The sequence below is a fragment of the Streptomyces longisporus genome (genome assembly GCF_039532765.1).
Classification (GTDB): domain Bacteria; phylum Actinomycetota; class Actinomycetes; order Streptomycetales; family Streptomycetaceae; genus Streptomyces; species Streptomyces longisporus.
On record NZ_BAAASG010000007.1, the window covers coordinates 1,073,272 to 1,096,001 of the forward strand.

Genomic DNA, 22,730 nt, shown 5'->3' on the forward strand with positions numbered 1-22,730 from the left:
TGAGCATGTCGAAGATCCTTTTCGTGATGACCGGCGTCGACTACTGGACGCTCGCCGACGGCACCCGCCACCCCACCGGCTTCTGGGCCGAGGAGGCCGTCGCCCCCTACGAGGCGTTCAAGGCCGCCGGTCACGAGATCGTCGTAGCCACGCCGGGAGGTGTCGTACCGACCGTGGACAAGGGCAGCCTCGCCGCCCAGTACAACGGCGGGCAGGAGAACGCCGACCGCGTGGCCGGCGTGCTCGCCGCGGCCACCGAGCTGCAGCACCCCATCAGCCTCCAGGACGTGAACCTCGACGAGTACGCCGCCGTGTACTACCCCGGCGGCCACGGCCCGATGGAGGACCTCGCCGTCGACGCCGACTCCGGCAAGCTGCTCACCCTCGCTCTGGAGTCCGGCAAGCCGCTCGGCGTCGTCTGCCACGGCCCGGCCGCGCTGCTCGCCGCCGAACAGGACGGCGTCAACGCCTTCGCCGGGTACCGGGTGGCCGCGTTCACCAACGACGAGGAGACCCAGTCCGGCTTCGCCGACAAGGCCAAGTGGCTGCTGCAGGACCGGCTGACCGAGGCCGGAGTGCAGGTCCAGGTCGGTGAGCCGTGGGCGCCGCACATCGTCGTCGACCGCAACCTCGTCACCGGCCAGAACCCGGCCTCCTCCGCCCCGCTCGCCGCGGAGCTGCTCAAGACCCTGGGCTGACGTGACCTCGGCGGCGGGGTGGGGACACATGACCCCCGGGACTTCGGGTAGCCGCCCTGGCGGACCACTGGCGGGCACAGTGCCGTGTCCCGCTGTTCGACCCGGTGATTGGATCAACCGTGACCGACTACTCTCCCGACGGCTCCGCCCCCGCCGTACATCAGGCCCTGCGAGCCGTGGTCGGGGGCGATGCGGACGAGGCCGAGCTGAACACCCTGGCGGGCAGCGAAGTACTCGTGCCGGCCGGTTCCGCTGCCGCCCAGGAACAGGATCCCTCGGCGGTCACCCTGCCCGTCTACGCGCAGGAGGACGGCACCGAACTGGTGCCTGTGTTCACCACCGAAACCCGCCTGCAGTCGGCACTTCCGCAGGTCACCCGGCATCGCCGGATCGCGCTCGGTACGCTCGCCCACCGCTGGCCGTCCGAGACGCTGGCGCTGGTCATCGACGCCGGTACACCCGAGGAAGTGGCTCTGACGGCCGAGGGGGTCAGGCAACTGCTCGACCGCGGCGCCGCCTGACGTCACAGGTCCGACTGAGGGTGGGCGCTCCCCAGGTCGGGGGAACGCCCACCCTCACCTCACCGTGACGTCAGCTTCCACAGGTGGTCGGCCGTGCCGTTGTCGTCCCACTGCAGGACCTGCGCCCCGGACGACGTACTCATGTTGTTCACGCCCAGCAGCAGCCCGCTGTTGTAGTTGGCGATCTTGTAATAGCCGTCGCCGGACGGGATGAGCTGCCAGAGGTGGTCGGCGGTCCCGTTGTCACCCCAGATCAGGGCCTTGCCGCCGTCCGAGGTGCTCATGGAGTCGATGCCCAGCAACAGTCCGCTCGCCTTGTTGACGATCTTGTAGAGGCCGGAGCCCGCGGCCGTCAGCGTCCACGACTGGCTGCTGCCCGTGCCCGACGTGGCCTGGACGACCGAGGTGCCCTGGGCGGTCCCCGCACCCGAGGTGTCGAGGGCGAGAGCGCTGTTCTTGTTGGTGATCTGGTACGTCCCGGCCAGCGAGGTCGAGGTGCCGCTCGGGGTGATCACCAGGTGGTAGCCGTCGCTCGCATTCGTCGTCACGGGCACGGTGATCTGGCCGTTGCTCACGGTGTAGTCGGCGTCCGAGATGGTGACCGGCCCGGACACCGCGGTCGTGCGGCCCTTGGAGGGCGTGTACTCCAGCTTCGCGTGCACCGTGCCACCGAACGCCGACAGCGAGCCGAGCCCCTTGACCGTGACCGCACTTGAGCCTGCCCCGCCGCCGAAGATGACGCTCACCTGGTTGCCGGCGCTGTTGAGCGAGGCCGCGCCGTCGATGCCCGTCTGCGCCGGGGGAGTGGTGACCAGCATGTTCCCGGCCATGTCGCCGTACCACTTGTAGAGCCAGTACGCGCCGTTCGGCGAGGCACCGGTGTCGGTCAGGGTGTCGCCGAGGGTGCCGTAGTGGTTCCAGAAGGCCATCTCGGCGTCGCGCACGCCCGCCCGCTCGAACTTGGCGGCGTAGCTGACCATCGGCCCGGGGACGCCGACTTCGCTGGGCGTGCCGTACTCCTCGATGGCGATGGGCCGATGGCTGAGGCCGAGGCTCGTCTCCAGTGCCCGGTAGTCGGCCACGTGCGCGGCGATGTTCGCGCTGCTCTGGAGCTCGTGCCAGGCGATGATGTCGGGCACCGCGTTGTTCGCGATGGCGTCCTGGAGGAACGACTTCATCTTGCTGTCGGTGTACGTCGCGAAGCTGGGCCCCTGGATGGGGGTGCCGGTGTCCTTGGACCGGACCTCCTTGTAGGTCCTCGCCCAGCCGTCGTCGAAGGCGCCCGCCGCCGCGGTGTTCCAGGTGCCCTCGGGCTCGTTCCACAGCTCGTACGCGCTGATGTTGGTGGCGCCGGAGGACTTCACGGACGCGATCTGCTTGTCCACGGCGGACAGCCAGTCGCTCCAACTCACCCATTTGTAGGGGAAGTTCGGATACCAGTCCGGCATGCGTACGACGACCTTGGCGCCGGCCCGCGCCGCCTTGGACGCCACGACCAGCGCGTCGCCCGCGGGCTTGGGCTCGCCGTTGGGCAGCTGCGAGCCGCCCGGCGCCATCTGCACGAAGGTGTTCGGCTTCAGCGGGGTGACCAGGCTGTCGGCGGGAGTGGTCGCGTCCGCGAGGCCGTAGAGGCTGCCGGTCGCCACATGGGTGACGGGCCGCAGCGTCTGGTCGGCGTTGACGACCAGGGTCGTCGAGGCGGTGGGGGCCGCCTGCGCGGGCGCGGCCACGGCGAGCGCGGCGACGGTGAGGGCGCCGGCGCCGAGGACGGCTGTCAGGCGTGCGGGGACGGGGGGTCTTGTGCGGCTCATGAAACGGTTCTCCTCATGGAGGGGACGGGGGGTGAGCAGGCCGGACGAATCCGCCTGTGGGTCGGTAGCGCGCCCCGAAGGGGCGGGGGACTGTTTCGATGTGCGGCTCCGCCGCGTGGGCGCGACGAGCCCCGATGGCGCAGCAGACAAACGACGGCCCATCGCGGCGCAGCCGCAGATCGGCCCAGCGGCGCAGCGCCGTCTCAGTCCTTCACGGCGCCGGCGGTCACACCCGCGGCCACATAGCGCTGTGCGAGGACGAGCAGTACGGCTGCGGGGACGGATGCGACGACGGCGGTGGCCATGATCGCGTTCCACTCCTGGTTGTTGTTGCCGATGTACTTGTAGATGCCGAGGGTGATCGGCCTCAGATCGCCGCCGCCGTCGAGGGTGTTGGCGAAGACGAAGTCGGACCAGGCCCACAGGAAGCTGAACAGCGAGACGGTGACCAGGGCGTTGCGGCTCACCGGCAGCACCACGGACCAGAAGGTGCGGAAGGTGCCCGCCCCGTCGATACGGGAGGCGGCGATCAGCTCGCCGGGGATGCCCGACATGAACGCCGTGAAGATCATGACGCCGAAGGGCACGGCGATGGTGGAGTCCGCGATGATCAGGCCCCACCAGGAGTTGAGCAGACCGAAGTCCAGGAAGATGCCGTAGAAGCCCATCGCCATGACGATCCCGGGGATCATCTGCGCGATCAGCAGCCCGAGGCCCAGCGCCCCGCCCCCGCGCGGACGGAGTTTCGCCAGCGAATATCCGGCCGGGGCGGCGAGCAGCAGGGTGAGGGCGACCGTGCCCAGGCCGATCAGCAGGCTGGTGCCCAGATACGGCAACTGGTCGTCCAGGACGGCCTTGTAGCCCTCGAAGGTGGGGTGCAGCGGCAGCAGGTCGGGCGGGTCCTTGCGCATGTCCTGCTGCGGGGTGAGGGACACGTTCAGCATCCAGTACACCGGGAACAGCATCAGCGCGGTCAGGACCAGCCCGATGACCGTGTAACGGCGGGCAGGCGTACGGGACTTCATGCTTCCTGCCTCCTTTGGACGCGGATGTACAGCAGCCCGAAGACGAGCGCGATGAGGATGAGGATGTTGCCGACCGCGGCGCCGGGGCCGAACTTGGGCAGCAGCGTGCCGAAGCCCAGCTGGTAGGACCAGGTCGCCAGGGTGGACGAGGCGTCGCCCGGGCCGCCCTTGGTCATGATCCAGATCAGGTCGAACACCTTGAGGGTGTAGACGAGCCCCAGCAGCAGGGTGATCGCGGAGACCGGGCGCAGCAGCGGGAAGGTGATGCGGCGGAACTGCTGCCAGGCGCTCGCCCCGTCCAGCGCCGCCGCCTCATAAAGGTCGGCGGGGATGTTCTGCAGGCCGCTGTAGAGGATGACCAGGTTGAACGGGATGCCGATCCAGATGTTCGCGACGATCACCGACGTGAGTGCCCAGTCCGGCGAGGTGAGCCAGCCGACCGGGCTCACGCCGAGGAAGTGCAGGAAGTAGTTCACCACTCCCGACTCGCTGTTGAACATCCACGACCACGTCGACGCCGACACGATCAGCGGCAGCAGCCACGGGATCAGGAACAGCGCGCGCAGGGTCGGCGCGAGCCGGAAGTGCCGGTTGAAGAAGACCGCGAGGGCGAGCCCGATGACGTACTGGAAGGCGATCGACACGAAGGTGAAGACCATCGTGTGCCGCATCGCCGGGCCGAACGTCGGGTCGTCCAGGACCTTCTGGAAGTTGTCCCAGCCGGAGAACGGCGCATCCCCCGCCACGAACGAGCGCACGGTGTAGTCGCGCAGGCTCAGGTCGAGGTTGCGGTAGAGCGGATAGAGGTAGAAGGCGGCGAGGTAGGCGAGGAGGGGGGTGACGAAGGCGAGCGCGGTCAGCCGGCTCCTGCGCCGGTGACGGCGGCGCAGGGACTCGGCGTCGGTGCCGCTCGCCCCCGCCGCGGCGGACGCTGCCCGCCGCGGACGGTCGACCCGGGCGATGGTCATGCCGTTCCTAGCCCTTCTGCGCGCTCGACTGGGCGGTGTCCAGGGCGTCCTGCGGGCTCTTGCTGCCCGACAGCGCGGCCTGGACGGCGGTCCACATCGGCTGGGAGATGGTCGGGTACTTGGTGCCCAGACCGCCGCTGGTACGGCCGCGGGCCGCGGCCACCGCGTCCACCCAGGGCTTCAGCTTCGGGTTCTGCTTCACCTGCTCGGCCTGCACGGCGGCCGTCGGCGCCACGTACTGCAGCGTGGTGTCGGTGGGCAGCAGGTTCGCGTCGCTGGTCAGACAGGTGACGATCTTCTTGCTGACGTCGTAGCGGCCGGTGTCCTTCTGCACGGGCACGGTCACGAACTCGCCGCCGGTCGGCACGGGCGCCGAACCGCCGTTCTGCCCGGGGATGTTGATGATCCCGTAGTCGAAGCCGGCCTTCGCCGCGTTGCCCAGCTGCCAGGTGCCGTTCTCGCCGAACGCGTAGTCGCCGGTGGCGAACTCCTGCCAGCTGGTGGTCTGGGTGTTCTGCAGGACGTCCTTGGGGGCGTACCCCGCGTCGACCCACTGCTTCCACAGGGAGAGAGCCGCAACTCCCCTGGCGGAGTTGAGCTTGGTCAGGTCGCCGCCCGCACCCCAGAACCACGGCAGGAACTGGAAGCTGCCCTCCTCCGTGTTGATCGCGGAGAACGTGATGCCCTTCTTCCCGGCCGCCTTGACCTTCTTCAGGGCGGCCGTCAGGGAGTTCCAGTCCTTGATGGAGGCCGCGTCCACACCGGCGGCGGAAAGGACCTTCTTGTTGTAGTAGAGCGCAAGCGTATTGGCGCCGATCGGCACCCCGTAGGAGGCGTTGTCGATGGTGCCCGCGCCGATGATGTTCTTCTGGATCGCCTTCGTGTCCAGGCCGAGATCGCTGGTCTTGTTGAGGATCCCGGCCTCCACCAGCGTGGAGACGACCGGGTTGTCCACCAGCATCACATCGGGCGCGTTGCCCTGCTGGGCCGCCAGCAGCGCCTTGTTGCCGAGGTCGGTGGTGTCGTACGCGGTGCGCTTGAGCTTCACCCCGGCCTTCGTCCCGCACCCGGTCACGAGCTTGCCCCAGGCGGAGGAGGCGTCGAACTGCGGGTAGGGGTCCCAGAAGGTGTACGTCCCGCCGGCCTTGCCGGAGGAGGAGTCCGAGGAGCCGGAGCCACCTCCGCAGGCGGTCAGGGAGGCGAGCGTGCCGACGGCGGCGAGTGCGGCGAGGAGAGTGCGGCGGGTGGGTATCACGGGGTGACCTCGTTGTCGTAGAGCGAAGTTGAGGAAGTGTCAGGAGATCGGCAGCCAGACGCGCATGGCGCCGTCCTGCCGGTTGGCCCAGGCGTAGTAGGGGATCGCCGTGAGCTCGACGGACTCGCCGTCCGTGGGGGCTTCATCGGGCTGGGCGGGCCGGTACGGCCACCAGCCCGCGTCGGGGATGTCGCGCCGCCGCCCGGCCGCCACGACCGTGGTGACCCCGCCGAGCAGGTCCGGGCGGTGCTTGACGGCGAGCGGGCGGCTCGGGTCGAGGACGATGTCGTCGAGGCCGCCGCCCGGGTGGTCGACCTGTTCCAGGCAGTACACGAGCGGTCCGCGTTCGATCGCCGCGCAGCCGCGCACGGCGTCCACGCGCGGGTCGCCCGCCGTCAGCCGCGGCTCCAGGCCGAGTTCGAGGACGATCTGGTCGCCCGGCGCCCAGGTGCGTTCGGTGCGCAGCCAGCCCTCGGTGACCGGGGCGTCCGTCTGGTCGTACGCGACCTCGCCGCACCGCACCCGGAACTCGCGGCACCACTGCGGGATGCGCAGCGACAGCGTCCAGGGCCGGTCGGCCGGGGTGTCCTCGACGGTGAGGGCGATCGTGCCGTGCCAGGGGTAGTCGGTCTCGGCGCGCACGGCGATCGGTCCGGCGCCGTAGCGGCCGGTGACGTACTGGTGGATCTGCAGGCCGTCGTCGTCGCCGGTGGCGAGGTAGTGCTCCAGGCCGGCGAGCAGCCGCATCACGTTCGGCGGGCAGCAGGCGCACTTGAACCAGCGGGTGCGGCGGGCCGACTGGTCGCCGCCGGGGTCGGTGTGGCCGTCGCGGACCTGCAACGGGTTGACGTACAGCCAGCGCTCGCCGTCCAGCGAGACCCCGGCGAGGAAGCCGTTGAACAGGGTGCGCTCGATCAGGTCGCCGTAGCGGGCCTCGCCGGTGAGCAGGGCCATCCGCCAGCTCCACTGCACGGAGGCGATGGCGGCGCAGGTCTCGCAGTAGGCGCGCTCGTTGGGCAGTTCGTACGGGTCGCCGAAGTCCTCCCAGTCGTGGTGGGCGCCGAGGCCGCCGGTGAGGTGGGTCTTGGTGGTGGTCATGGCGTGCCACAACCGCTCGGCGGCGGCGCGCAGTTCGCCGTCCCCGGTCTCGGTGGCGAGGTCGGCGGCCGCGGCCAGCAGGTACAACTGCCGTACGGCGTGGCCCTCGACGTTCGTCGCCTCGCGCAGCGGCACCCGGTCCTGGCAGTAGGCCTCGCCGCCGAGCAGACCGTGGCCGTGCCGGTCGACGAAGTAGCCGGCCAGGTCCAGATAGCGGCGCTCGCCGGTCTCCCGGTACAGCTCCACCAGCGCGGTCTCGACCTCGGGGTGGCCGTCGATGCCGTCGATCTCCTTGCCGCTGCCGGGCGGGCCGAAGACCGAGTCGATGTGGTCGGCGAACCTGCGGGCCACGTCGAGGAGTTCGCCGCGGCCGGTGGCGCGGTGGTGGGCGACCGCCGCCTGGATGAGATGCCCCGCGCAGTACAGCTCGTGGCCCCAGCGCAGGTCCTGGTAGCGCTCGCCGCCCTTGACCAGCTGGAACCAGGTGTTGAGATAGCCGTCCGGCTGCTGGGCGGCGGCGACCAGGGAGACGATCCGGTCGACGTCCGCCTCCAGCTCGGTGGACGGGCCCTGGGCCAGCTGCCAGGCCGCCGCCTCCAGCCACTTGTAGACATCCGTGTCGACGAACGGGTACGCGCCCTGGAACTCGCCCTCGGCCGCGCCCGCCGCCAGCCGCAGGTTGTGCAGGTTGCCCGCGGACTCCAGCAGGCCGGGGCCCTGCGGGATGGAGGTGTGTGCGTTGACCTGGCGGCGGGTGTGCCAGAAGCCGTCGGCCACTGCTGCGGCGGCGGGGCGCAGGACGGCACGGGCAGCGGGGCTGAGACGGACCGGGCCGGTGGGGGAGGGCTGGGTGGAGCGGGCGCGGGGCATGGCTCTCCGGGAGGTGAAGGGCGGGGCGGCGGGGGCAACAGCTGAGCAAGACGATGAGCAACCGTTTTCCTCGCCGAGCAGTAGAGTGGAGCGAGCGAATCGCGGTCAAGAGCTCTGCACGAGTTTTCTCTTGTTGCTCAAGGGCTGGTACTCCGTTCGGCCGCCTGACACCATGGGGCGCGCCTCACTTGACGATGAACGACCACTGATCGACGAAGATCGAGCACTGAGAAAAGGATTGCCCGTGACCGAAGCCGCTCCGCGATCCACCTCCACCGGCCGGGCGAAGCTCGCCGACGTCGCCGCCCTCGCCGGGGTGAGCGTCGGCACGGCATCCAAGGCGCTGAGCGGCAGCGGCCGGATGCGCCCGGAGACCCGGCAGCGGGTGCTGGACGCCGTGGAGACGCTCGGCTTCCGCCCCAACCAGCATGCGCAGAACCTGCACACCGGGCGCAGCTGGACGGTCGGGCTGATGACGACGGACGGCATCGGCCGCTTCAGCACGCCCGTGCTGCTGGGCGCCGAGGACGCGCTCGGCGCCGGAAAGATCTCGGTGCTGCTGTGTGACACCCGGGGCGACACCATCCGCGAGCAGCACCATCTGCGCAACCTCATGGACCGCCGGGTCGACGGCATCATCGTCACCGGTCGACGTACGGACCCGCGCCCGCCCCTGAAGGGCCTCGACGGCATCCCGGTCGTCTACGCGCTCTCCCCGTCCACCGACCCCTCCGACACCTCCGTGGTCTCGGACGACCGGGGTGGCGCCCACCTCGCCGTCGAGCATCTGCTCGCCACCGGCCGCACGAGAATCGCCCATGTCACCGGCCCCGAACACCACGCGGCCGCCCGCGACCGCGCCCGCCACGCCGTCGGTCTGCTGGAGCGCTCCTCCCTCCAACTCGCCACAGGACGCGTCCACTTCGGGGAGTGGAGCGAGGCCTGGGGCCGCCGGGCCGCCGACGCCGTCCTGCGCACGGCCCCCGACACGGACGCCGTCTTCTGCGGCAACGACCTGATCGCACGAGGCGTCGCCGACGCACTGCGCGAGCGCGGCGTGGACGTACCCGGTCAGATCGCCGTCGTCGGCTACGACAACTGGGACACCATGGCCCTGGCCTGCCGCCCGCCGCTGACCACGATCGACATGGACCTCACCGAGATCGGCCGGATCGCCGCCCTGAAACTGCTGGAGGCCATCGACTCCCAGGCGGTGCCCGGAGTGCACACGGTGCCGTGCCGGCTGGTGGTGCGCGAGTCCACCTGACCGTCCCCCCGCGGCGTTGACGGACACCCGCCGTGCTCCCGACGATGATCGACATGCGTTTCCTACGGCGACTGCGCGGCGACCTCTCCGCAGGAGAGAACCTGGAGCTCTACGTCACGGCGCTGAGTGGGACATGAACCGCCGCTTCTCGAGGCCTGCCGGCCCGACGCGGACGGTGACCCCGACCGGCTGTGGATCGACCACGTGCGCAGCCTCTACACCCTGCTCGACCGGCTGCGGGCCGACCACCCCCACCTGCGCATCGAGTCCTGCAGCAGCGGTGGAGGCCGACTGGATCTGGGCGTCCTCGCCCACACCGACCAGGTGTGGACCTCCGACGACACCGACGCCGTGGACCGTGTCGAGATACAGCACGGCTTCTCCCAGCTGTACCCGGCCCGGGTCATGGGCGCCCGGGTCACCGACAGCCCCAACCCCTGCACCGGGCGCAGCGTGCCCCTCGACTTCCGCTTCCACGTCGCCATGAACGGCGTACTGGGGATCGGGGGTGACCTGAACCGGTGGAGCGCGGCCGACATGGACCGGGCAGCGGATCACGTGGCCGCGTACAAGCGCGTACGACACCTGATACAGCTCGGTGTGCAGTACCGGCTGCGGCCCGGCGACGGCGGAGAGCTGAGTGCGGTGCAGTACCTGGCGCCCGACGGCCGGGAAACCGCCGTGTTGGCCCTCAGAACGGCGCGGCGCTTCGGCCACCACGACCCGGCCCTGCCGCTGCGCGCCCTCGACCCCGCGGCACGGTATCGGGATGCGGCCACCGGAGTCCTGCACCACGGCGCCATCCTGCTCACCCACGGCCTGCCCTTGGAGCTCGACGCGGACGACTACGCCTCGACTCTCGTCCATCTGATCCGCTACCCCACGCCATGAGCGCGACCGTGCGGCGAGCTGTTCACTGGACGTTCAGGTGGGCGACCATTTGTTCGGTCCCCAGTGAGTAGGTTCCCTTTCATGGCGACTGCACAAGCAACTGACAACAATCCCGGCGAGCTGAAAGACGTCCCGGGCTGGTTTCCGCCGTTGGACCAGGTGCTGTTCACCTGGTTCCTGGAGCGTCAGGAAACGCGGGGTTTCCGGGGCGACCTGCTGGAACTCGGCGCCTACATGGGCAAGAGTGCGATCCTGCTCGGCCACCACCGCCAGGACGGTGAGGAGTTCACGGTCTGCGACCTCTTCGGCGGCGACGCCCCGGACGGAGCCAACCAGGCCGAGACGGCGAAATCGTACTCCTCGCTCACCCGGCAGGCCTTCGAGCGCAACTACCTCTCCTTCCACGACACGCTGCCCAGGGTGCTCGAGGCCCCCACCTCCGTGATCTCGAAGGAAGTGGCCCCGGGCAGCTGCCGCTTCGTCCACATCGACGCCTCGCACCTGTACGAGCACGTCCACGACGACATCGGCGCGGCCCGCGACCTCCTGGTGCCCGACGGGATCGTCGTCCTCGACGACTTCCGCTCCGAGCACACCCCCGGCGTCTCGGTCGCCACCTGGGAGGCCGTGCTCAACCGCGGACTGCGCCCCATCTGTCTCAGCACCCAGAAGCTGTACGGCACGTGGGGCGACCCGGAACCGGTGCAGGAGGAGCTGCTGGCGATGCTCAGGGACCGCACGGACGTCGGCCTGAGCGTCCAGGAGGCCGCGGGGCACTGCCTGGTCCGCACCCGCGCCCAGAAGGGAATGCAGCCGCCGCCCTTCCCGCGCTCCCGGTACTACACGGCGCCCGAGCCGCCCACCTCCCCGGCGCCGACCCCCGCTCCCGCCGCCCCTGCGGCTTCCGTGCGCCGTCGTCCCCGCTCCCGGGTCCGCCGCATCGGCGTGGACCTGCTGCCCCCGATCGTCACCCGCGCGATACGCCGGGCTCTCACGCCCGGCGCTCAGGGGGCCACGCGCCGTCCGTTCGCGCAGTAGTCCCGCCCGACCTCCGTCGGAGCCCTGGCCGAGGAGACGCTCCGCTAGCCCTTCCCGGCCAGGTTCTGCGTGCCGATCACGGAGATGAGGTCCAGCTTCTCGGCGGCCTCGGTGCCCGGTTCGGCCGAGTAGACGAGGAGGTGCAGGTCGTTCTCCTCCACCCGGAGCAGGTCGCAGTCCAGCGTGAGCACACCCACCTGCGGATGCTCGACCGTCTTGCGCGAGGCCGTCAGCCGGCCGACGACACCCGCGTCCCACAGCTCGGCGAACCGCTCGCTCTTCGCACGCAACTCCGTTATCAGACGCCGCAGTTGGAGATCGGCCGGATATCGGGCTGCGGTCGTCCGCAGCTCCGAGACCATGCCGACCTGAAAGGCACTCCACTCCTTGGGGGTGTGCCGCACCCGGCTCGGAAACCCGAGGAAGTTGCGCCACACGCCGTTGCGTTCGAACCCGCGCAGGCCGGACGGGTCGCCCATCAGCGCCGCGTACATCGGGTTGGCCAGCAACAGCGTCATGGCCGCGTCGGAGACCGCGACGGGCGTGTCCACCAACCGGTCGAGGAGCCGCTGGACGCTGGGCGTGATGAACCCGGGCACCACGTCGGGACCCGGCGGCACCAACTCCGCAAGACCGTACAGATACGCGCGCTCGTCCCCGGACAGCCGCAGCGCCCGGGCCAGCGCCTCGACGACCTGTCCGGAGGGATTGGCCGCCCGCCCCTGCTCGAGACGCGTGATGTAGTCGACCGAGATCCCGGCCAGCAGGGCCAGCTCCTCGCGCCGCAGACCGGCCGCCCGCCGGTGGCCGCCGGAGGGCAGCCCCGCCGTCTCGGGGGCGACCCGGTCGCGCCAGCGCCGCAGCGCCCGTCCGAGTTCCGTCGCCGTCATGCCCCCAGTGAACACCGCGGTGCGCGCATGTGCCTGGTACTCCGAGTCCCAGGAAGCAGGGTCTCCTGGCTGATCGGGACGGCCCGCCGCAGCCTGGACGCATGACGACAACACTGATCACCGGAGCCAACAAGGGCATCGGCCACGAGACCGCCCGCCAGCTCATCGCCGCAGGTCACACCGTGTACGTGGGAGCCCGCGACGTCGAGCGCGGGCGCCGGGCAGCCGAACAGCTGGGCGCACGCTTCGTCCTGCTCGACGTCACCGACGACGCCACGGTCGAGGCCGCGGCCAAGACCATCGAGGCCGACGGCGGACTCGACGTACTGATCAACAACGCCGGGATCGAGACCCGCGGCGAGGGAAACAGCGTGCCCACCGCCGAGACCGTGACCGCCGAACAGATGCGCAACACCTTCGAGACCAACGTCTTCGGCGTCGTCCGCGTCACCCACGCCTTCCTGCCCCTGCTGCAGCGCTCGGCCGCACCGGTCGTGGTCAACGTCAGCAGCGGCCTCGCCTCACTGACCCACCTCTCCGACCCGGACCACCCCGCGCACTTCTACCCGGGCGTCGCCTACCCGACGTCCAAGACCGCGGTCAACATGCTCACCGTGCAGTTCGCGAAGGCCTTCCCGAACATGCGGATCAACTCCGTCGAGCCCGGCTTCACCAAGACGGACCTCAACGGCAACACCGGCACCCAGACGGTCGAGCAGGCCGCCCGGATCATTGTGCGCATGGCGCAGATCGCCCCTGACGGCCCGACCGGCGGCTTCTTCGACATCAACGGCCGGCTGCCCTGGTGACGTCTTCCAACCGCTTATGCGCAACCATGTGGTTGCGCATACCGGCAGGGATGTGCAACCGTTTGGTAGCGCATTCGGACGAGAGGGCGGTGCCGTGATTCCCGACTCCATCGAACGGACCATCGTGATCAACGCTTCCGTGGAACGGGTCTGGTCGGTGCTGACCGAACCGGCCTTCCTGGGGGAGTGGTTCGGCAACGGGGAACCCGTGAAGATCGACCTGCGGCCGGGCGGGCTGCTGCTGTTCGAGCACGGTGTGCACGGTGCCATCCCTGCCCGTATCGAGACGGTCGAGCCGCCGCACACCTTCTCCTGGCGTTGGTCGCAGGGCGCCGCAGGCGAAGAACCCACGGACTCCAACGCCACGCTCGTCGCGTTCACCCTCGCCGCGGACGAAGCAACGGCAGGCACCCGGCTGACGATGACCGAGACCGGCTTCGCGCGCCTCGGGCTGCCGGTCGACGAGGCGGCCGACCGGCACCGCGCGAACAGCCTGAACTGGTCCGGCAAGCTCGACCGGCTGCGTAACCGGTTCGAGCACACCGAGGCATGACCGGCACGCACGACGGCGAACCGGCCCCCGAGGGCGTCCTGCTGGCGCTGGCCGACCCGATCCGCCGGCAGATCCTCAACGCTCTCGTCAGTGAAGGCGGCGCGACCTCCACCTCGCTCGCCGCGGCCCTCCCCGTCACCCGCCAAGCGGTGGCCAAGCATCTGGCCGTCCTCGGCCGCGCGGGCCTGGTCCGCGGCCACCGCACCGGACGGGAAGTCCGCTACGAAGCGCATTTGCAACCCCTGGAACGCACGACCCGCTGGCTCGACGCCCTCGCCGCCCAGTGGGATCGCCGCCTCGACGCGATCAAGGGCCTCGCGGAGCAGGAAGAACCGTCTTGAACGGCCGTACGCCAACGCGCCCGGGCCGGCCGCCGCGGTCTTCGCCGTCCTGCGCAACCGCGCTGCTGGGTCCTGCGCCGCACAGGGCGGGCAAACCGCCCTGCCGACGGCGCTTGGCCGCCAGGGCCGCGGCACCCCCAATCCTCCTCCGGTGCGGGCCCACTGCTGCACAACAGGCCGATCAGGACCATTCAGGGCGGCAAAACGGGCTTAGGTGAATATTCGGCGCTCGCCGCTCGTACTCATGGGTGCGATGAGCGATCGGAGGTGCCGGCTCATGACCGTCGACGACCGGCAGATCCAGGACTTCTCCCTCCGTCAGTCGAACAGCACGCTGCGGCTGACTCGGCGCGGGGTGGAGATCGCGCTGGGAGCACTGTGGCTGGTGGACGGGGCGCTGCAGCTCCAGCCGTCCATGTTCACCCGGGGCTTCTTCGTGGACACGCTGGGCATGGCGAACATGGGTCTGCCCGGCCCCGTGGCGACGGTCGAGTACGACCTGACGAGCATGCTGGCCGCACACCCCGCGCTGTGGAACGCGCTGTTCGCCTCGCTGCAGGTCGCGCTCGGCGTGGGCCTGCTGTGGCGGCGCACCGCCCGCCCGGCCCTGGCCCTGTCGGTCCTGTGGGCGCTGGGGGTGTGGACCGTCGGCGAGGGCTTCGGCGGCCTGTTTATGGGCGGCACCGACCTGCTGACCGGTGCCCCGGGCGCAGCCCTGCTCTACGCACTGGTCGCCCTGACGCTGTGGCCGCGAACCGACCACCCGGGGCCAAGCATCGCCGACGGCGGGGTCCTGGGCGGTGTGGCGGCGCGCTGGGCGTGGCTGCTCCTGTGGATCGGCACGGCGGCACTGGAGCTGGAGCCCGCCGCCCATGTGCCCGCCGCCCAGCTGTCCAACACCGGCGAGGAAGAGCCTGCCGTGATCGCCGCCGTCAACCACGCGGTCGGTGGACTGGTCAGCGGATGGGCGGCGTTGTTCGTCGTCGTCCTCGGGCTGCTCCAAGTCGCCGTCGGCGCGGGTGTCCTGACCGCTCGCACGCGACGCGCCGCGCTGTCGGCCGGCATCGCGCTCGCGGTCGCCACCGGCCTCCTGGGCCAGGACCTCGGCGGACTCCTCACCGGCCACGCCACCGACCCGGGCACCGGCCCACCACTGGTGCTGTTCGCCCTGACGCTGTGGCCGCGCGCGACCTATGGACGTCGGACCGAAGTTCCGCCGAGTTCCCGCCCGGTTCCGTGGTTTGGATCACACGCCGTGAATTGAGTGGGGGCACCCGTGGGTTCCCGTACCCCTGCATGACGAGTGACGCCCGGATGCAAGGATGAGGCGCCATGACAGCAGGGTGGTGTTCTCGCACGATACGGGCCGCGGTGTTCGCGGCCGTCTGCGTGCTGCTCGCCGCCCTGGGCCACATCCTGATGTCCGGCAGCGACGTGCCCGCCTGGGCGCTCGCCACCGGAACGGGCGCCACCGGGACCGTCGGCTGGTGCCTGGCGGGGCGGGAGCGCGGGCTGCCGCTGATCGTGGCGGTCGTGGTCGCCGTCCAGACGGCGCTGCACGAGGCGTTCTCGCTCGCCCAGTCGGTGACCGAGGCGTCCGGTTCGTCGGCCTCCATGGACATGAGCGGCATGGGCTCGGTGCACATGGGCTCCATGGACATGGCCCACATGGATCACATGGGTGCGGCCACCGGCACTTCGCCGTCGGCGGGCATGCTCCTCGCCCACCTCTTGGCCGCGCTGCTGTGCGGGCTGTGGCTGGCGTACGGCGAGAAGGCCGCCTTCCGTATCCTCCGGGCCGTCGCCGGACGGCTGGCCGCACCGCTGCGGCTGCTGCTCGCCCTGCCGGAAACCCCGGAGCGCCCGCGCCCACACCTGCGGCGCCGCCGCGCGGACCGGACGCCGCGTCTCCTTGTTCTCGTCCACACGATCACCTCTCGGGGCCCTCCCGTGGGGACGGCTGTCGCCTGACGACAGCCGGCTTCCCGAGGCTGCCCGCGCGCGCCTCGGGCCACGGCCGTACGGCCGCACCGGCGCCGTAGCGCCCTTGCGCCGCAGGCCGTATCCCCACTCACCGGACCGTCCGCGCCCTCGCGCGCCCCGATCCGGATCACGGTCGACCTGAGAAGGACACCAGGTGATTACCTCTGCCTTGCCGACCTCGCGCACCACACAGGACAAAGCTGCGGCGCTCGACGAGTCGATCACCGCCTGGGCGCTCGCCGCCCGGGGCGGCGATATGGACGCCGTCGAGCAGTTCGTGCGCGCCCTGCAACGCGATGTTCAGCGCTACGTCGCCCACTTGTGCGCCGACCCGCAGGCGGTGGACGACCTCGCGCAGGACACGTTCCTGCGCGCACTCGGCAGCCTGCACCGCTTCGAGGGTCGCTGCTCGGCGCGTGCGTGGCTGCTGTCCATCGCCCGCCGGGCCGTCATCGACAGCTACCGCCACGCCGCCGCCCGGCCCAGGTTGTCAGACATGGCGGACTGGCAACTGGCCGTCGAACTGTCCCAGCCGCGCGGCCTGCCCGGCTTCGACGACGGCATCGCCCTGCTGGACCTGCTGGCCGCGCTGCCCGACGAGCGCAGAGAGGCGTTCATCCTCACCCAGCTGGTCGGTCTCCCGTACGCGGAGGCCGCCGAGGTCAGCGACTGCCCGATCGGCACGGTCCGCTCCCGAGTGGCCCGGGCCCGGGCCGGCCTGATGGACCTGCTGGAGGACGCGGAGGAACCCGTCGTGTCGACGGCGGTCTGAACCGTCGCACGAGGGTGCCGGGGCGGTCGCCCCGGCACCCTCGGCACGAGATCCGGGCACGGGTGGACGTCGCTGCCGGTTCCTCGTCCAGCTCCGCCGCCCGCTCCACATGAGCACGTCCCTCACTCAAGCAGCCTGCATAGGGCTACGGCAGGTCCGAAGGGCCGGGCGGGTCGCGGCGCGGTGGCAAGGCGTGAACGCGCTCAGCCCTTGCGGGCGTTGATCTCCTCGGTGAGCTGGGGGACGACGTCGAAGACGTCGCCGACCACGCCGTAGTCGACGAGGTCGAAGATCGGGGCCTCGGGGTCCTTGTTGACCGCGACGATGGTCTTCGAGGTCTGCATGCCGGCCCGGTGCTGGATGGCGCCGGAGATGCCGTTGGCGATGTACAGCTGCGGGGAGACGCTCTTGCCGGTCTGGCCGACCTGGTTGGTGTGCGGGTACCAGCCCGCGTCCACCGCCGCCCGCGAGGCACCCACCGCGGCACCCAGGGAGTCGGCCAGGGCCTCGATGAGCGGGAAGTTCTCCGCGCCGTTGACGCCACGGCCGCCGGAGACCACGATCGCGGCCTCGGTCAGCTCCGGACGCCCGGTCGACTCCCGCGGCGTACGGCCGGTGACCTTCGTGCCGGTCGCCTGCTGGGAGAACGACACCGTCAGGCCTCGACCGCGCCGGCGGCCGGGGCGGCCTCCACCGCGGCGGAGTTCGGCTTGACGGTGATGACCGGGGTGCCCTTGCTGATCCGGGACTTGGTGGTGAAGGACGCGGCGAACACCGACTGGGTGGCCACCGGACCCTCGTCCGAGGCCTCCAGGTCGACGGCGTCGGTGATGATGCCCGAGCCGATGCGCAGCGCCAGCCGCGCGGCGATCTCCTTGCCCTCCGGGGACGTCATTGACCGCTGCGGCGCAGCCGCACGCGATACGAGTAGTGCTCGGGCAGGAAGTGGCTGATGGCCAGTTCGACGAGCTGACCGGCGACCGTCTGGTAGACGCGGTCGATGCGCAGGAGGGCGCGGCCCGGCTCGCAGCTCAGGTGTTCGGCGATCTCCGGCGAGGCCTCGGCGACGGTGATGCTCTGCTCGGCCTCGGCGATCGGTTCGGGCAGCCGCTGGTCGAGCAGACCGATGACGGTGAAGGCGTTCGGTCTGCCCGGCAACGTCAACTCGTCGACGGACTCCAGCAGTCGGCCGACGGCGGGCGGCAGCCAGACCGACGTGTGGCAGAACGCGGCGTCGTCGTGCAGCCGTAGAAAAGCCAGCTTGTGCACCCGGTCCGTGTTCAGGCCCAGTCGTTCGGCCGCGTCGACGTCGACCCGTCGGTGCAGAGGGGTGATCACGTCCATACGGGTGTCGATGGACAGCCCCATCAGGTCGTCCACCGAGCCGAACTGCCGCAGGTACTGCTCCTCGCGGGGCGTGGCGAACGTGCCCCGCCCGGGCACCCGGTAGACCAGTCCCTCGGCCACGAGGTCCTGGAACGCGCGGCGCACGGTCTGCCGGCTCACCCCGTAGGTCTCGGCCAGCTCCGCCTCGGTGGGGAGCCGGACGCCGTCCGGGTAGTCGTGCCGCAGGACCGCCGCCCGCAACTCTCTTCCGAGCCGCGAGTAGGTGCTCTCCCGTTGCGGTTGCTCAGCCATCGAGACCGCCTCTTGCCACCAACTGCGCCGCGATCACGTTCCGTTGGATCTCGTTCGTGCCCTCGCCGACGATCATCAGGGGTGCGTCGCGGAAGTACCGCTCCACGTCGAACTCCGTCGAGTAGCCGTAACCGCCGTGGATCCGCACCGCGTTGAGTGCGATCTCCATAGCCGTCTCCGACGCGAACAGCTTCGCCATGCCCGCCTCCATGTCGACCCGGCGCCCGGCGTCGGCCTCCCGGGCCGCGTACAGGGTCAGTTGGCGGGCGGCCGTGAGCTTGGTCGCCATGTCGGCGAGGTAGTTGCCGATGGACTGGTGGCGCCAGATGGATTTGCCGAACGACTCCCGTTCCTGGGCGTAGCGCAGCGAGTCCTCCAGGGCCGCCCGTCCCACGCCGAGGGCCCGCGCGGCGACCTGCAGCCGTCCGGTCTCCAGCCCCTTCATCATCTGGGCGAAGCCGTGGCCCTCCTCGCCGCCGAGCAGGGCGTCGGCCGGTACGCGGTAGTCCTCGAAGGACAACTCGCAGCTCTCGACGCCCTTGTAGCCGAGTTTGGGCAGATCTCGGGAGACGACGAGGCCCGGTCCGTGCTCGGCGAGCAGGACCGAGATGCCCGTGTGGCGGGGGCCGGCGGCCGGGTCGGTCTTGCACAGCAGCGCGATCAGGCCGGCAAGGCGGGAGTTGGTGATCCAGGTCTTCGCCCCGTTGACGACGTACTCCCCGCCCTCGCGGCGCGCGATCGTCGCCATCGCCTGGAGGTCCGAACCGCCGCCCGGCTCGGTGAGCGCCATCGTGGCGCGCACCGCCCCCGTCGCCAGCCTCGGCAGATACCGCTGCTTCTGCTCGTCCGTGCCGTACAGCACGAGGAGTCTGGAGACGACGGTGTGCCCGCCCATCGCTCCGGCCAGGCTCATCCAGCCGCGCGCGAGTTCCTCGGTGACGAGTACGAAGCATGGTGTGGAGACCGGGTTGCCGCCGTACTCCTCCGGGATGGCCAGGCCGTAGATGCCGAGTTCCTTCATCCGCTCGATGAGGTGCTCGGGGTAGGTGTCGGTGTGCTCCAGCTGCTGGACGACGGGCTTGACGTCCTTGTCGACGAACTCCCGCACGGTCCGGACGACGAGACGTTCGTCGTCGGAGAGGATGTCCAGGACGCTCATGGGGCGCAACTCCACATCGTCGGGGGTCAGATGACGGCGTCGGCGCGCAGCGCCCGGATGTCGTCGGGGGAGAGGCCGAGGCCGGTGAGGATCGCCTCCGTGTGCTCGCCGACCGCCGGCACGGGATCCATGCGTGCGGGGATGCCCGCGAGGTCGGCCGGGGGGAGCAGTGCCTGCACCGTCGCGCCGGGCACGGCCACCTCGCGCCAGCGTTCGCGGGCCGCCAGCACCGGATGGTCCAGGAACGCGGCGACGTCGTTGACCCCGGCGCACGCGATGCCGATGTCCTCCAGGTCCTTGAGGATCTCCTCGGCGTCGGAGCGGGCGCAGCGCTCGGCGACGATCGCGTTGATTTCGTCGCGGTGCGCGACGCGGTCGGAGCCCGTCGCGAAGCGCGGATCATTCGTCAACCCCGGCTGGGCGAGGAAGCCCGCGCACAGCACGGCCCACTCGCGCTCGTTCTGGATGGAGAACAGCACCTGTTTGCCGTCAGCCGTCGTGAAGGCGCCGTACGGTGCGATGGTGGCGTGCTGGGTGCCGAGCCGGGCGGGCTGACTGCCGCCGTAGCGCGTGTAGTTCGCGGGCTGGCCCATCCACTCCGCCAGCGCCTCGAACAGGGACACCTCCACCGGGTGCGTCCGGCCGGTGGTGGCCCGGGTGTACAGGGCGGTGAGGACGCCCGTGTAGGCGTACATCCCGGCGGCGATGTCGGCGACGGAGATCCCGACACGCGCCGTCTCGTCGGCGGTTCCGGTGAGGGAGACCAGGCCGGTCTGGCACTGCACCAGCAGGTCGTACGACTTGCGGTCGGCCCACGGCCCGCTCGTGCCGTAGCCGGAGATCGTGCACGGGATCAGCCGGGGGCAGCGGTCGGCCAGGGCGTCGGCGCCGAGGCCCAGCCGGTCGGCGGCACCGGGCGCGAGATTCTGTACGAACACGTCGGCGCCGTCGAGGAGTTGGTGCAGGATCTCCAGGCCCCGCGGATCCTTCAGGTCCAGTGTGAGGGATTCCTTGGAGCGGTTGAGCCAGACGAAATAGCTGGAGTGGCCGTGGACCGTCGTGTCGTAACGGCGCGCGAAGTCGCCCTCGCCCGGCCGCTCCACCTTGATGACCCGGGCGCCGAGATCGGCGAGCTGCCGGGTGGCATAGGGAGCGGCCACGGCCTGCTCCAGGCTGACCACCGTGATGCCCGACAGGGGAAGCTGATGCACCGTCATGCCTCCTGGCGCTCGTAGGGGATGTACGGGAAGTGCTTGCGCAGCAGCTCGGCCGCGCCCGTCCACGTCAGCCCGTCCAGCAGCGCCGGTACGTCCGGACCGCAGGCGGCGGCCTTGGCCCGCAGGTCGACGTCGGACGGCGGACGCCCGGGCGCACCGGGCGGGAGCGCCAGCTCGGTGCGCACCTCGCTGCCGTCGGCGAGGGCGATGCGCAGGGAGACCCGGCCGTCGAGGAGGGATCCGGTCTCGCCCGGCAGCAGGTCGGCGTGGACGCGGTCGACCAGCGTCTGGGCCGCGGGACGCCGCACCGCGTCGTCCGTGAAGCTGTCGAAGCCGGGGTAGTCGTCGAGCAGGGCCGCGGCAACCGCGTACGGCAGCGAGAACTTGCCTTCCAGGCCGGTCGCCGGGCGGTCGTGGATGAGCGGGTGGACGGTTCCCGCCGGTGTGGTCACGGTGACGGCGGTGATTTCACCGCGGACCTGGTCGCGCACCTCGCGCAGGGCGGCGATGGGCCGCTGCATGGCGTAGCAGCAGGGGAAGAGCTTGACGGCCAGGCCTCCAGGGACGGCCGGGGCCATGGGGAAGTCCGTGGCGGGCTTGCCGCCGACCCGCTCCAGCCAGGCCTCCAGGACCCCCGGATCGGCGGTGGCACCCGCCCGCGCCAGCCGTGCCGCCCGTACGCCCGCCTCGGCCGCGAACCCGACCTGCAGCGCCTTGCCGTGCGTCCCGAAGGCCTCCTGCCCGCCACCGGCGGCGGGCACGGCGAGCGCCATCGCGGTGGCGAGCCCCGTCACGTCCAGACCGAGGGCGAACCCGGCCGCGACCGCGGCGGCCGGGGCACCCGCGGTGCAGGTCGCATGCCAGCCCGCCGCGTAGTGGCCCCAGCCGAGCATCGCCCCGAGCCGCGCCATGACCCCCGCACCGGCGAGATGGGCCCGTGCGTCGCCGCCGGCCGCGAGCACCGCCGGGACGGTGACCACGGAGATGTGCGTGGTGGTGTCGGTGTGCAGATCGTCGAAGTCGAGCACGTGCGCCATGGCCGCCCAGCGCGCCGCGTCGGGCAGCGGAGCGGCGAGGCCGCGCAGGGGATGCGCACGGGCGGCCAGCGCGACGGCCACGGTGTCGGCCAGGGCCCGCTCGGCGAGTGCCAGGTCCTCCGGCGTCGCGCGATACGCGTGGGACCACTGGGCGAGTGCACGGGCGACGGTCAACGGTCCCCCACGGGATTGGGTACCTGCCTCGCAGATTTGTACGGCCAAATCCGTGGCCCTGTCAACGCTGTCGTCAGCGCCGTGACCTGTGTCTTGGCGCACTGTCGTGATGTGTCAGAGCTGACATCGGGACAATGGCGGGACTTTGTACGCAACAATGCGGGCGGCCTGAGAGCCAGGCGGCCGTCGCCGTCGGCGTCAGCGCCACGTCAGCGTTTGCCGGACGCGCGTCAGGGGCGCGTCATGAGTCGGCGGATCACCGGGGCGGACAGGCATAGCGTCATCGGTGCGCCCCGTTCCGCCTCCCCGCGTTCGGGGCGCACAGCCACTCGCCCGGCCTGGACCCACTCGGGTCCCGCATCCCCCGGAGGCGTCCCCATGGCAGACATCGTGTCCGGCGAAGACCCGGAACCCTCTGATCCGTTCCCGGTCGGACCACTGTTCGTTCCCGTCCGGCCGGGACCCTCGGGGTGTGTGACGCGTGTCTTCCGCACACCGCTCGGCGACCGTACGGCCGTCGCCTTCACCTCCGAGAGCCGGCTGACCGCGACGCTCGGCCCCGGGCAGGCGTGGATCAGGCTCGCCGAGCCGGCTCTGCGCGCGCTGACCGAACCGCTCGGCGTCACCACCGTCACGGTGGATCCCCAGTTCACGGCCCGGGCCGCCCGGCCGGTGAACCGCGTCGTTCCCGCGCTCGCCGTACGCGTCGCCTGAG

The 22,730-nt window shown here is 70.9% G+C and carries 22 protein-coding genes and 1 pseudogene; 12 read left to right on the forward strand and 11 right to left on the reverse strand.

Annotated elements, in window-relative coordinates:
* Positions 1-5: 5 nt before the first annotated feature.
* Together ABD355_RS16270 and ABD355_RS16275 are read left to right on the forward strand one after the other, a co-directional pair.
* Positions 6-698 (forward strand): type 1 glutamine amidotransferase domain-containing protein, encoded by a 693-nt coding sequence (locus ABD355_RS16270; protein WP_344401014.1) that lies wholly within the window; start codon positions 6-8, stop codon positions 696-698.
* Positions 699-817: 119 nt separating this feature from the next.
* Positions 818-1,219 (forward strand): SseB family protein, encoded by a 402-nt coding sequence (locus tag ABD355_RS16275; RefSeq protein WP_344401015.1) that lies wholly within the window; start codon positions 818-820, stop codon positions 1,217-1,219.
* 59 nt (positions 1,220-1,278) lie between these two features.
* Here ABD355_RS16275 and ABD355_RS16280 read toward each other — a convergent pair whose 3' ends face one another.
* The 5 genes from ABD355_RS16280 to ABD355_RS16300 all read right to left on the reverse strand — a co-directional run bounded on the left by ABD355_RS16280 (position 1,279) and on the right by ABD355_RS16300 (position 8,246).
* Positions 1,279-3,030: an RICIN domain-containing protein gene (locus tag ABD355_RS16280; protein ID WP_344401016.1), complete on the reverse strand. Its 1,752-nt coding sequence runs from the start codon at positions 3,028-3,030 to the stop codon at positions 1,279-1,281.
* A gap of 203 nt (positions 3,031-3,233) precedes the next feature.
* A complete protein-coding gene (locus tag ABD355_RS16285; RefSeq protein ID WP_344401017.1) occupies positions 3,234-4,055 on the reverse strand; it encodes a carbohydrate ABC transporter permease in 822 nt (273 codons plus the stop codon).
* On the reverse strand, positions 4,052-5,023 hold the full coding sequence (locus ABD355_RS16290) for a carbohydrate ABC transporter permease (protein WP_344401018.1): 972 nt from the start codon (positions 5,021-5,023) through the stop codon (positions 4,052-4,054). The genes ABD355_RS16285 and ABD355_RS16290 overlap by 4 nt, the downstream gene beginning before the upstream one ends.
* Positions 5,024-5,030: 7 nt before the next feature.
* Entirely contained in the window at positions 5,031-6,278 is a 1,248-nt protein-coding gene (locus ABD355_RS16295; protein ID WP_344401020.1) for a sugar ABC transporter substrate-binding protein, read from the reverse strand.
* A gap of 39 nt (positions 6,279-6,317) precedes the next feature.
* Positions 6,318-8,246, reverse strand: a complete 1,929-nt coding sequence (locus ABD355_RS16300) for a glycoside hydrolase family 127 protein (protein ID WP_344401021.1) — start codon at positions 8,244-8,246, stop codon at positions 6,318-6,320.
* Positions 8,247-8,490: 244 nt separating this feature from the next.
* On the opposite strand from ABD355_RS16300, the gene ABD355_RS16305 reads away from it, so the two are divergent.
* The 3 genes from ABD355_RS16305 to ABD355_RS16315 all read left to right on the forward strand — a co-directional run bounded on the left by ABD355_RS16305 (position 8,491) and on the right by ABD355_RS16315 (position 11,442).
* On the forward strand, positions 8,491-9,513 hold the full coding sequence (locus ABD355_RS16305) for a LacI family DNA-binding transcriptional regulator (RefSeq protein WP_344401022.1): 1,023 nt from the start codon (positions 8,491-8,493) through the stop codon (positions 9,511-9,513).
* Positions 9,514-9,639: 126 nt separating this feature from the next.
* A complete protein-coding gene (locus ABD355_RS16310; RefSeq protein ID WP_344401023.1) occupies positions 9,640-10,404 on the forward strand; it encodes an alpha-galactosidase in 765 nt (254 codons plus the stop codon).
* A gap of 81 nt (positions 10,405-10,485) precedes the next feature.
* Positions 10,486-11,442: a class I SAM-dependent methyltransferase gene (locus ABD355_RS16315; protein WP_344401024.1), complete on the forward strand. Its 957-nt coding sequence runs from the start codon at positions 10,486-10,488 to the stop codon at positions 11,440-11,442.
* 44 nt (positions 11,443-11,486) lie between these two features.
* Here the strand turns inward: ABD355_RS16315 and ABD355_RS16320 are convergent, their stop codons facing one another.
* Entirely contained in the window at positions 11,487-12,332 is an 846-nt protein-coding gene (locus ABD355_RS16320) for a helix-turn-helix transcriptional regulator (protein WP_344401025.1), read from the reverse strand.
* Positions 12,333-12,433: 101 nt separating this feature from the next.
* Between ABD355_RS16320 and ABD355_RS16325 the strand changes: the two genes are divergently transcribed.
* From ABD355_RS16325 to ABD355_RS16350, 6 genes are all read left to right on the forward strand, one after another.
* On the forward strand, positions 12,434-13,141 hold the full coding sequence (locus ABD355_RS16325) for an SDR family oxidoreductase (protein ID WP_344401026.1): 708 nt from the start codon (positions 12,434-12,436) through the stop codon (positions 13,139-13,141).
* A gap of 94 nt (positions 13,142-13,235) precedes the next feature.
* Positions 13,236-13,694: an SRPBCC domain-containing protein gene (locus tag ABD355_RS16330; protein WP_344401027.1), complete on the forward strand. Its 459-nt coding sequence runs from the start codon at positions 13,236-13,238 to the stop codon at positions 13,692-13,694.
* Positions 13,691-14,035 carry an ArsR/SmtB family transcription factor gene (locus ABD355_RS16335; RefSeq protein ID WP_344401028.1) on the forward strand — a complete coding sequence of 115 codons (345 nt, stop codon included), beginning with the start codon at positions 13,691-13,693 and terminating at the stop codon, positions 14,033-14,035. The genes ABD355_RS16330 and ABD355_RS16335 overlap by 4 nt, the downstream gene beginning before the upstream one ends.
* Before the next feature lie 277 nt (positions 14,036-14,312).
* Positions 14,313-15,299: a hypothetical protein gene (locus tag ABD355_RS16340; protein WP_344401029.1), complete on the forward strand. Its 987-nt coding sequence runs from the start codon at positions 14,313-14,315 to the stop codon at positions 15,297-15,299.
* Positions 15,300-15,367: 68 nt separating this feature from the next.
* Entirely contained in the window at positions 15,368-16,006 is a 639-nt protein-coding gene (locus ABD355_RS16345; protein ID WP_344401030.1) for a hypothetical protein, read from the forward strand.
* Between the two features lie 166 nt (positions 16,007-16,172).
* Positions 16,173-16,790, forward strand: coding sequence for a sigma-70 family RNA polymerase sigma factor (locus ABD355_RS16350; RefSeq protein ID WP_344401031.1), 618 nt, complete (start codon positions 16,173-16,175; stop codon positions 16,788-16,790).
* Positions 16,791-16,993: 203 nt separating this feature from the next.
* Here the strand turns inward: ABD355_RS16350 and ABD355_RS16355 are convergent.
* The 5 genes and pseudogenes from ABD355_RS16355 to ABD355_RS16375 all read right to left on the reverse strand — a co-directional run.
* Positions 16,994-17,682, reverse strand: a pseudogene (locus ABD355_RS16355) (electron transfer flavoprotein subunit alpha/FixB family protein); the annotation flags it as partial.
* On the reverse strand, positions 17,682-18,428 hold the full coding sequence (locus ABD355_RS16360) for a GntR family transcriptional regulator (RefSeq protein ID WP_344401032.1): 747 nt from the start codon (positions 18,426-18,428) through the stop codon (positions 17,682-17,684). The gene ABD355_RS16360 and the pseudogene ABD355_RS16355, both read right to left, overlap by 1 nt.
* Positions 18,421-19,587 carry an acyl-CoA dehydrogenase family protein gene (locus ABD355_RS16365; protein ID WP_344401033.1) on the reverse strand — a complete coding sequence of 389 codons (1,167 nt, stop codon included), beginning with the start codon at positions 19,585-19,587 and terminating at the stop codon, positions 18,421-18,423. The genes ABD355_RS16360 and ABD355_RS16365 overlap by 8 nt, the downstream gene beginning before the upstream one ends.
* 26 nt (positions 19,588-19,613) lie before the next feature.
* Positions 19,614-20,804 (reverse strand): CaiB/BaiF CoA transferase family protein, encoded by a 1,191-nt coding sequence (locus tag ABD355_RS16370; protein ID WP_344401034.1) that lies wholly within the window; start codon positions 20,802-20,804, stop codon positions 19,614-19,616.
* Positions 20,801-22,015 carry an MmgE/PrpD family protein gene (locus ABD355_RS16375; protein WP_344401035.1) on the reverse strand — a complete coding sequence of 405 codons (1,215 nt, stop codon included), beginning with the start codon at positions 22,013-22,015 and terminating at the stop codon, positions 20,801-20,803. The genes ABD355_RS16370 and ABD355_RS16375 overlap by 4 nt, the downstream gene beginning before the upstream one ends.
* Positions 22,016-22,393: 378 nt before the next feature.
* Here ABD355_RS16375 and ABD355_RS16380 point away from each other — a divergent pair, with 378 nt between their 5' ends.
* On the forward strand, positions 22,394-22,729 hold the full coding sequence (locus ABD355_RS16380; protein WP_344401036.1) for an SAV_915 family protein: 336 nt from the start codon (positions 22,394-22,396) through the stop codon (positions 22,727-22,729).
* The last annotated feature ends 1 nt before the right edge of the window (position 22,730 follow it).

Excerpts from the sequence above, each read along its gene's own strand:
- ABD355_RS16300 (WP_344401021.1), bottom strand. The coding sequence starts at position 8,246 with ATGCCCCGCGCCCGCTCCACCCAGCCCTCCCCCACCGGCCCGGTCCGT.
- ABD355_RS16335 (WP_344401028.1), top strand. The coding sequence starts at position 13,691 with ATGACCGGCACGCACGACGGCGAACCGGCCCCCGAGGGCGTCCTGCTG.
- ABD355_RS16360 (WP_344401032.1), bottom strand. The coding sequence starts at position 18,428 with ATGGCTGAGCAACCGCAACGGGAGAGCACCTACTCGCGGCTCGGAAGA.
- ABD355_RS16380 (WP_344401036.1), top strand. The coding sequence starts at position 22,394 with ATGGCAGACATCGTGTCCGGCGAAGACCCGGAACCCTCTGATCCGTTC.
- ABD355_RS16315 (WP_344401024.1), top strand. The coding sequence starts at position 10,486 with ATGGCGACTGCACAAGCAACTGACAACAATCCCGGCGAGCTGAAAGAC.
- ABD355_RS16370 (WP_344401034.1), bottom strand. The coding sequence starts at position 20,804 with ATGACGGTGCATCAGCTTCCCCTGTCGGGCATCACGGTGGTCAGCCTG.
- ABD355_RS16280 (WP_344401016.1), bottom strand. The coding sequence starts at position 3,030 with ATGAGCCGCACAAGACCCCCCGTCCCCGCACGCCTGACAGCCGTCCTC.
- ABD355_RS16345 (WP_344401030.1), top strand. The coding sequence starts at position 15,368 with ATGACAGCAGGGTGGTGTTCTCGCACGATACGGGCCGCGGTGTTCGCG.
- ABD355_RS16365 (WP_344401033.1), bottom strand. The coding sequence starts at position 19,587 with ATGAGCGTCCTGGACATCCTCTCCGACGACGAACGTCTCGTCGTCCGG.
- ABD355_RS16325 (WP_344401026.1), top strand. The coding sequence starts at position 12,434 with ATGACGACAACACTGATCACCGGAGCCAACAAGGGCATCGGCCACGAG.
- ABD355_RS16290 (WP_344401018.1), bottom strand. The coding sequence starts at position 5,023 with ATGACCATCGCCCGGGTCGACCGTCCGCGGCGGGCAGCGTCCGCCGCG.
- ABD355_RS16320 (WP_344401025.1), bottom strand. The coding sequence starts at position 12,332 with ATGACGGCGACGGAACTCGGACGGGCGCTGCGGCGCTGGCGCGACCGG.
- ABD355_RS16340 (WP_344401029.1), top strand. The coding sequence starts at position 14,313 with ATGACCGTCGACGACCGGCAGATCCAGGACTTCTCCCTCCGTCAGTCG.
- ABD355_RS16270 (WP_344401014.1), top strand. The coding sequence starts at position 6 with ATGTCGAAGATCCTTTTCGTGATGACCGGCGTCGACTACTGGACGCTC.
- ABD355_RS16285 (WP_344401017.1), bottom strand. The coding sequence starts at position 4,055 with ATGAAGTCCCGTACGCCTGCCCGCCGTTACACGGTCATCGGGCTGGTC.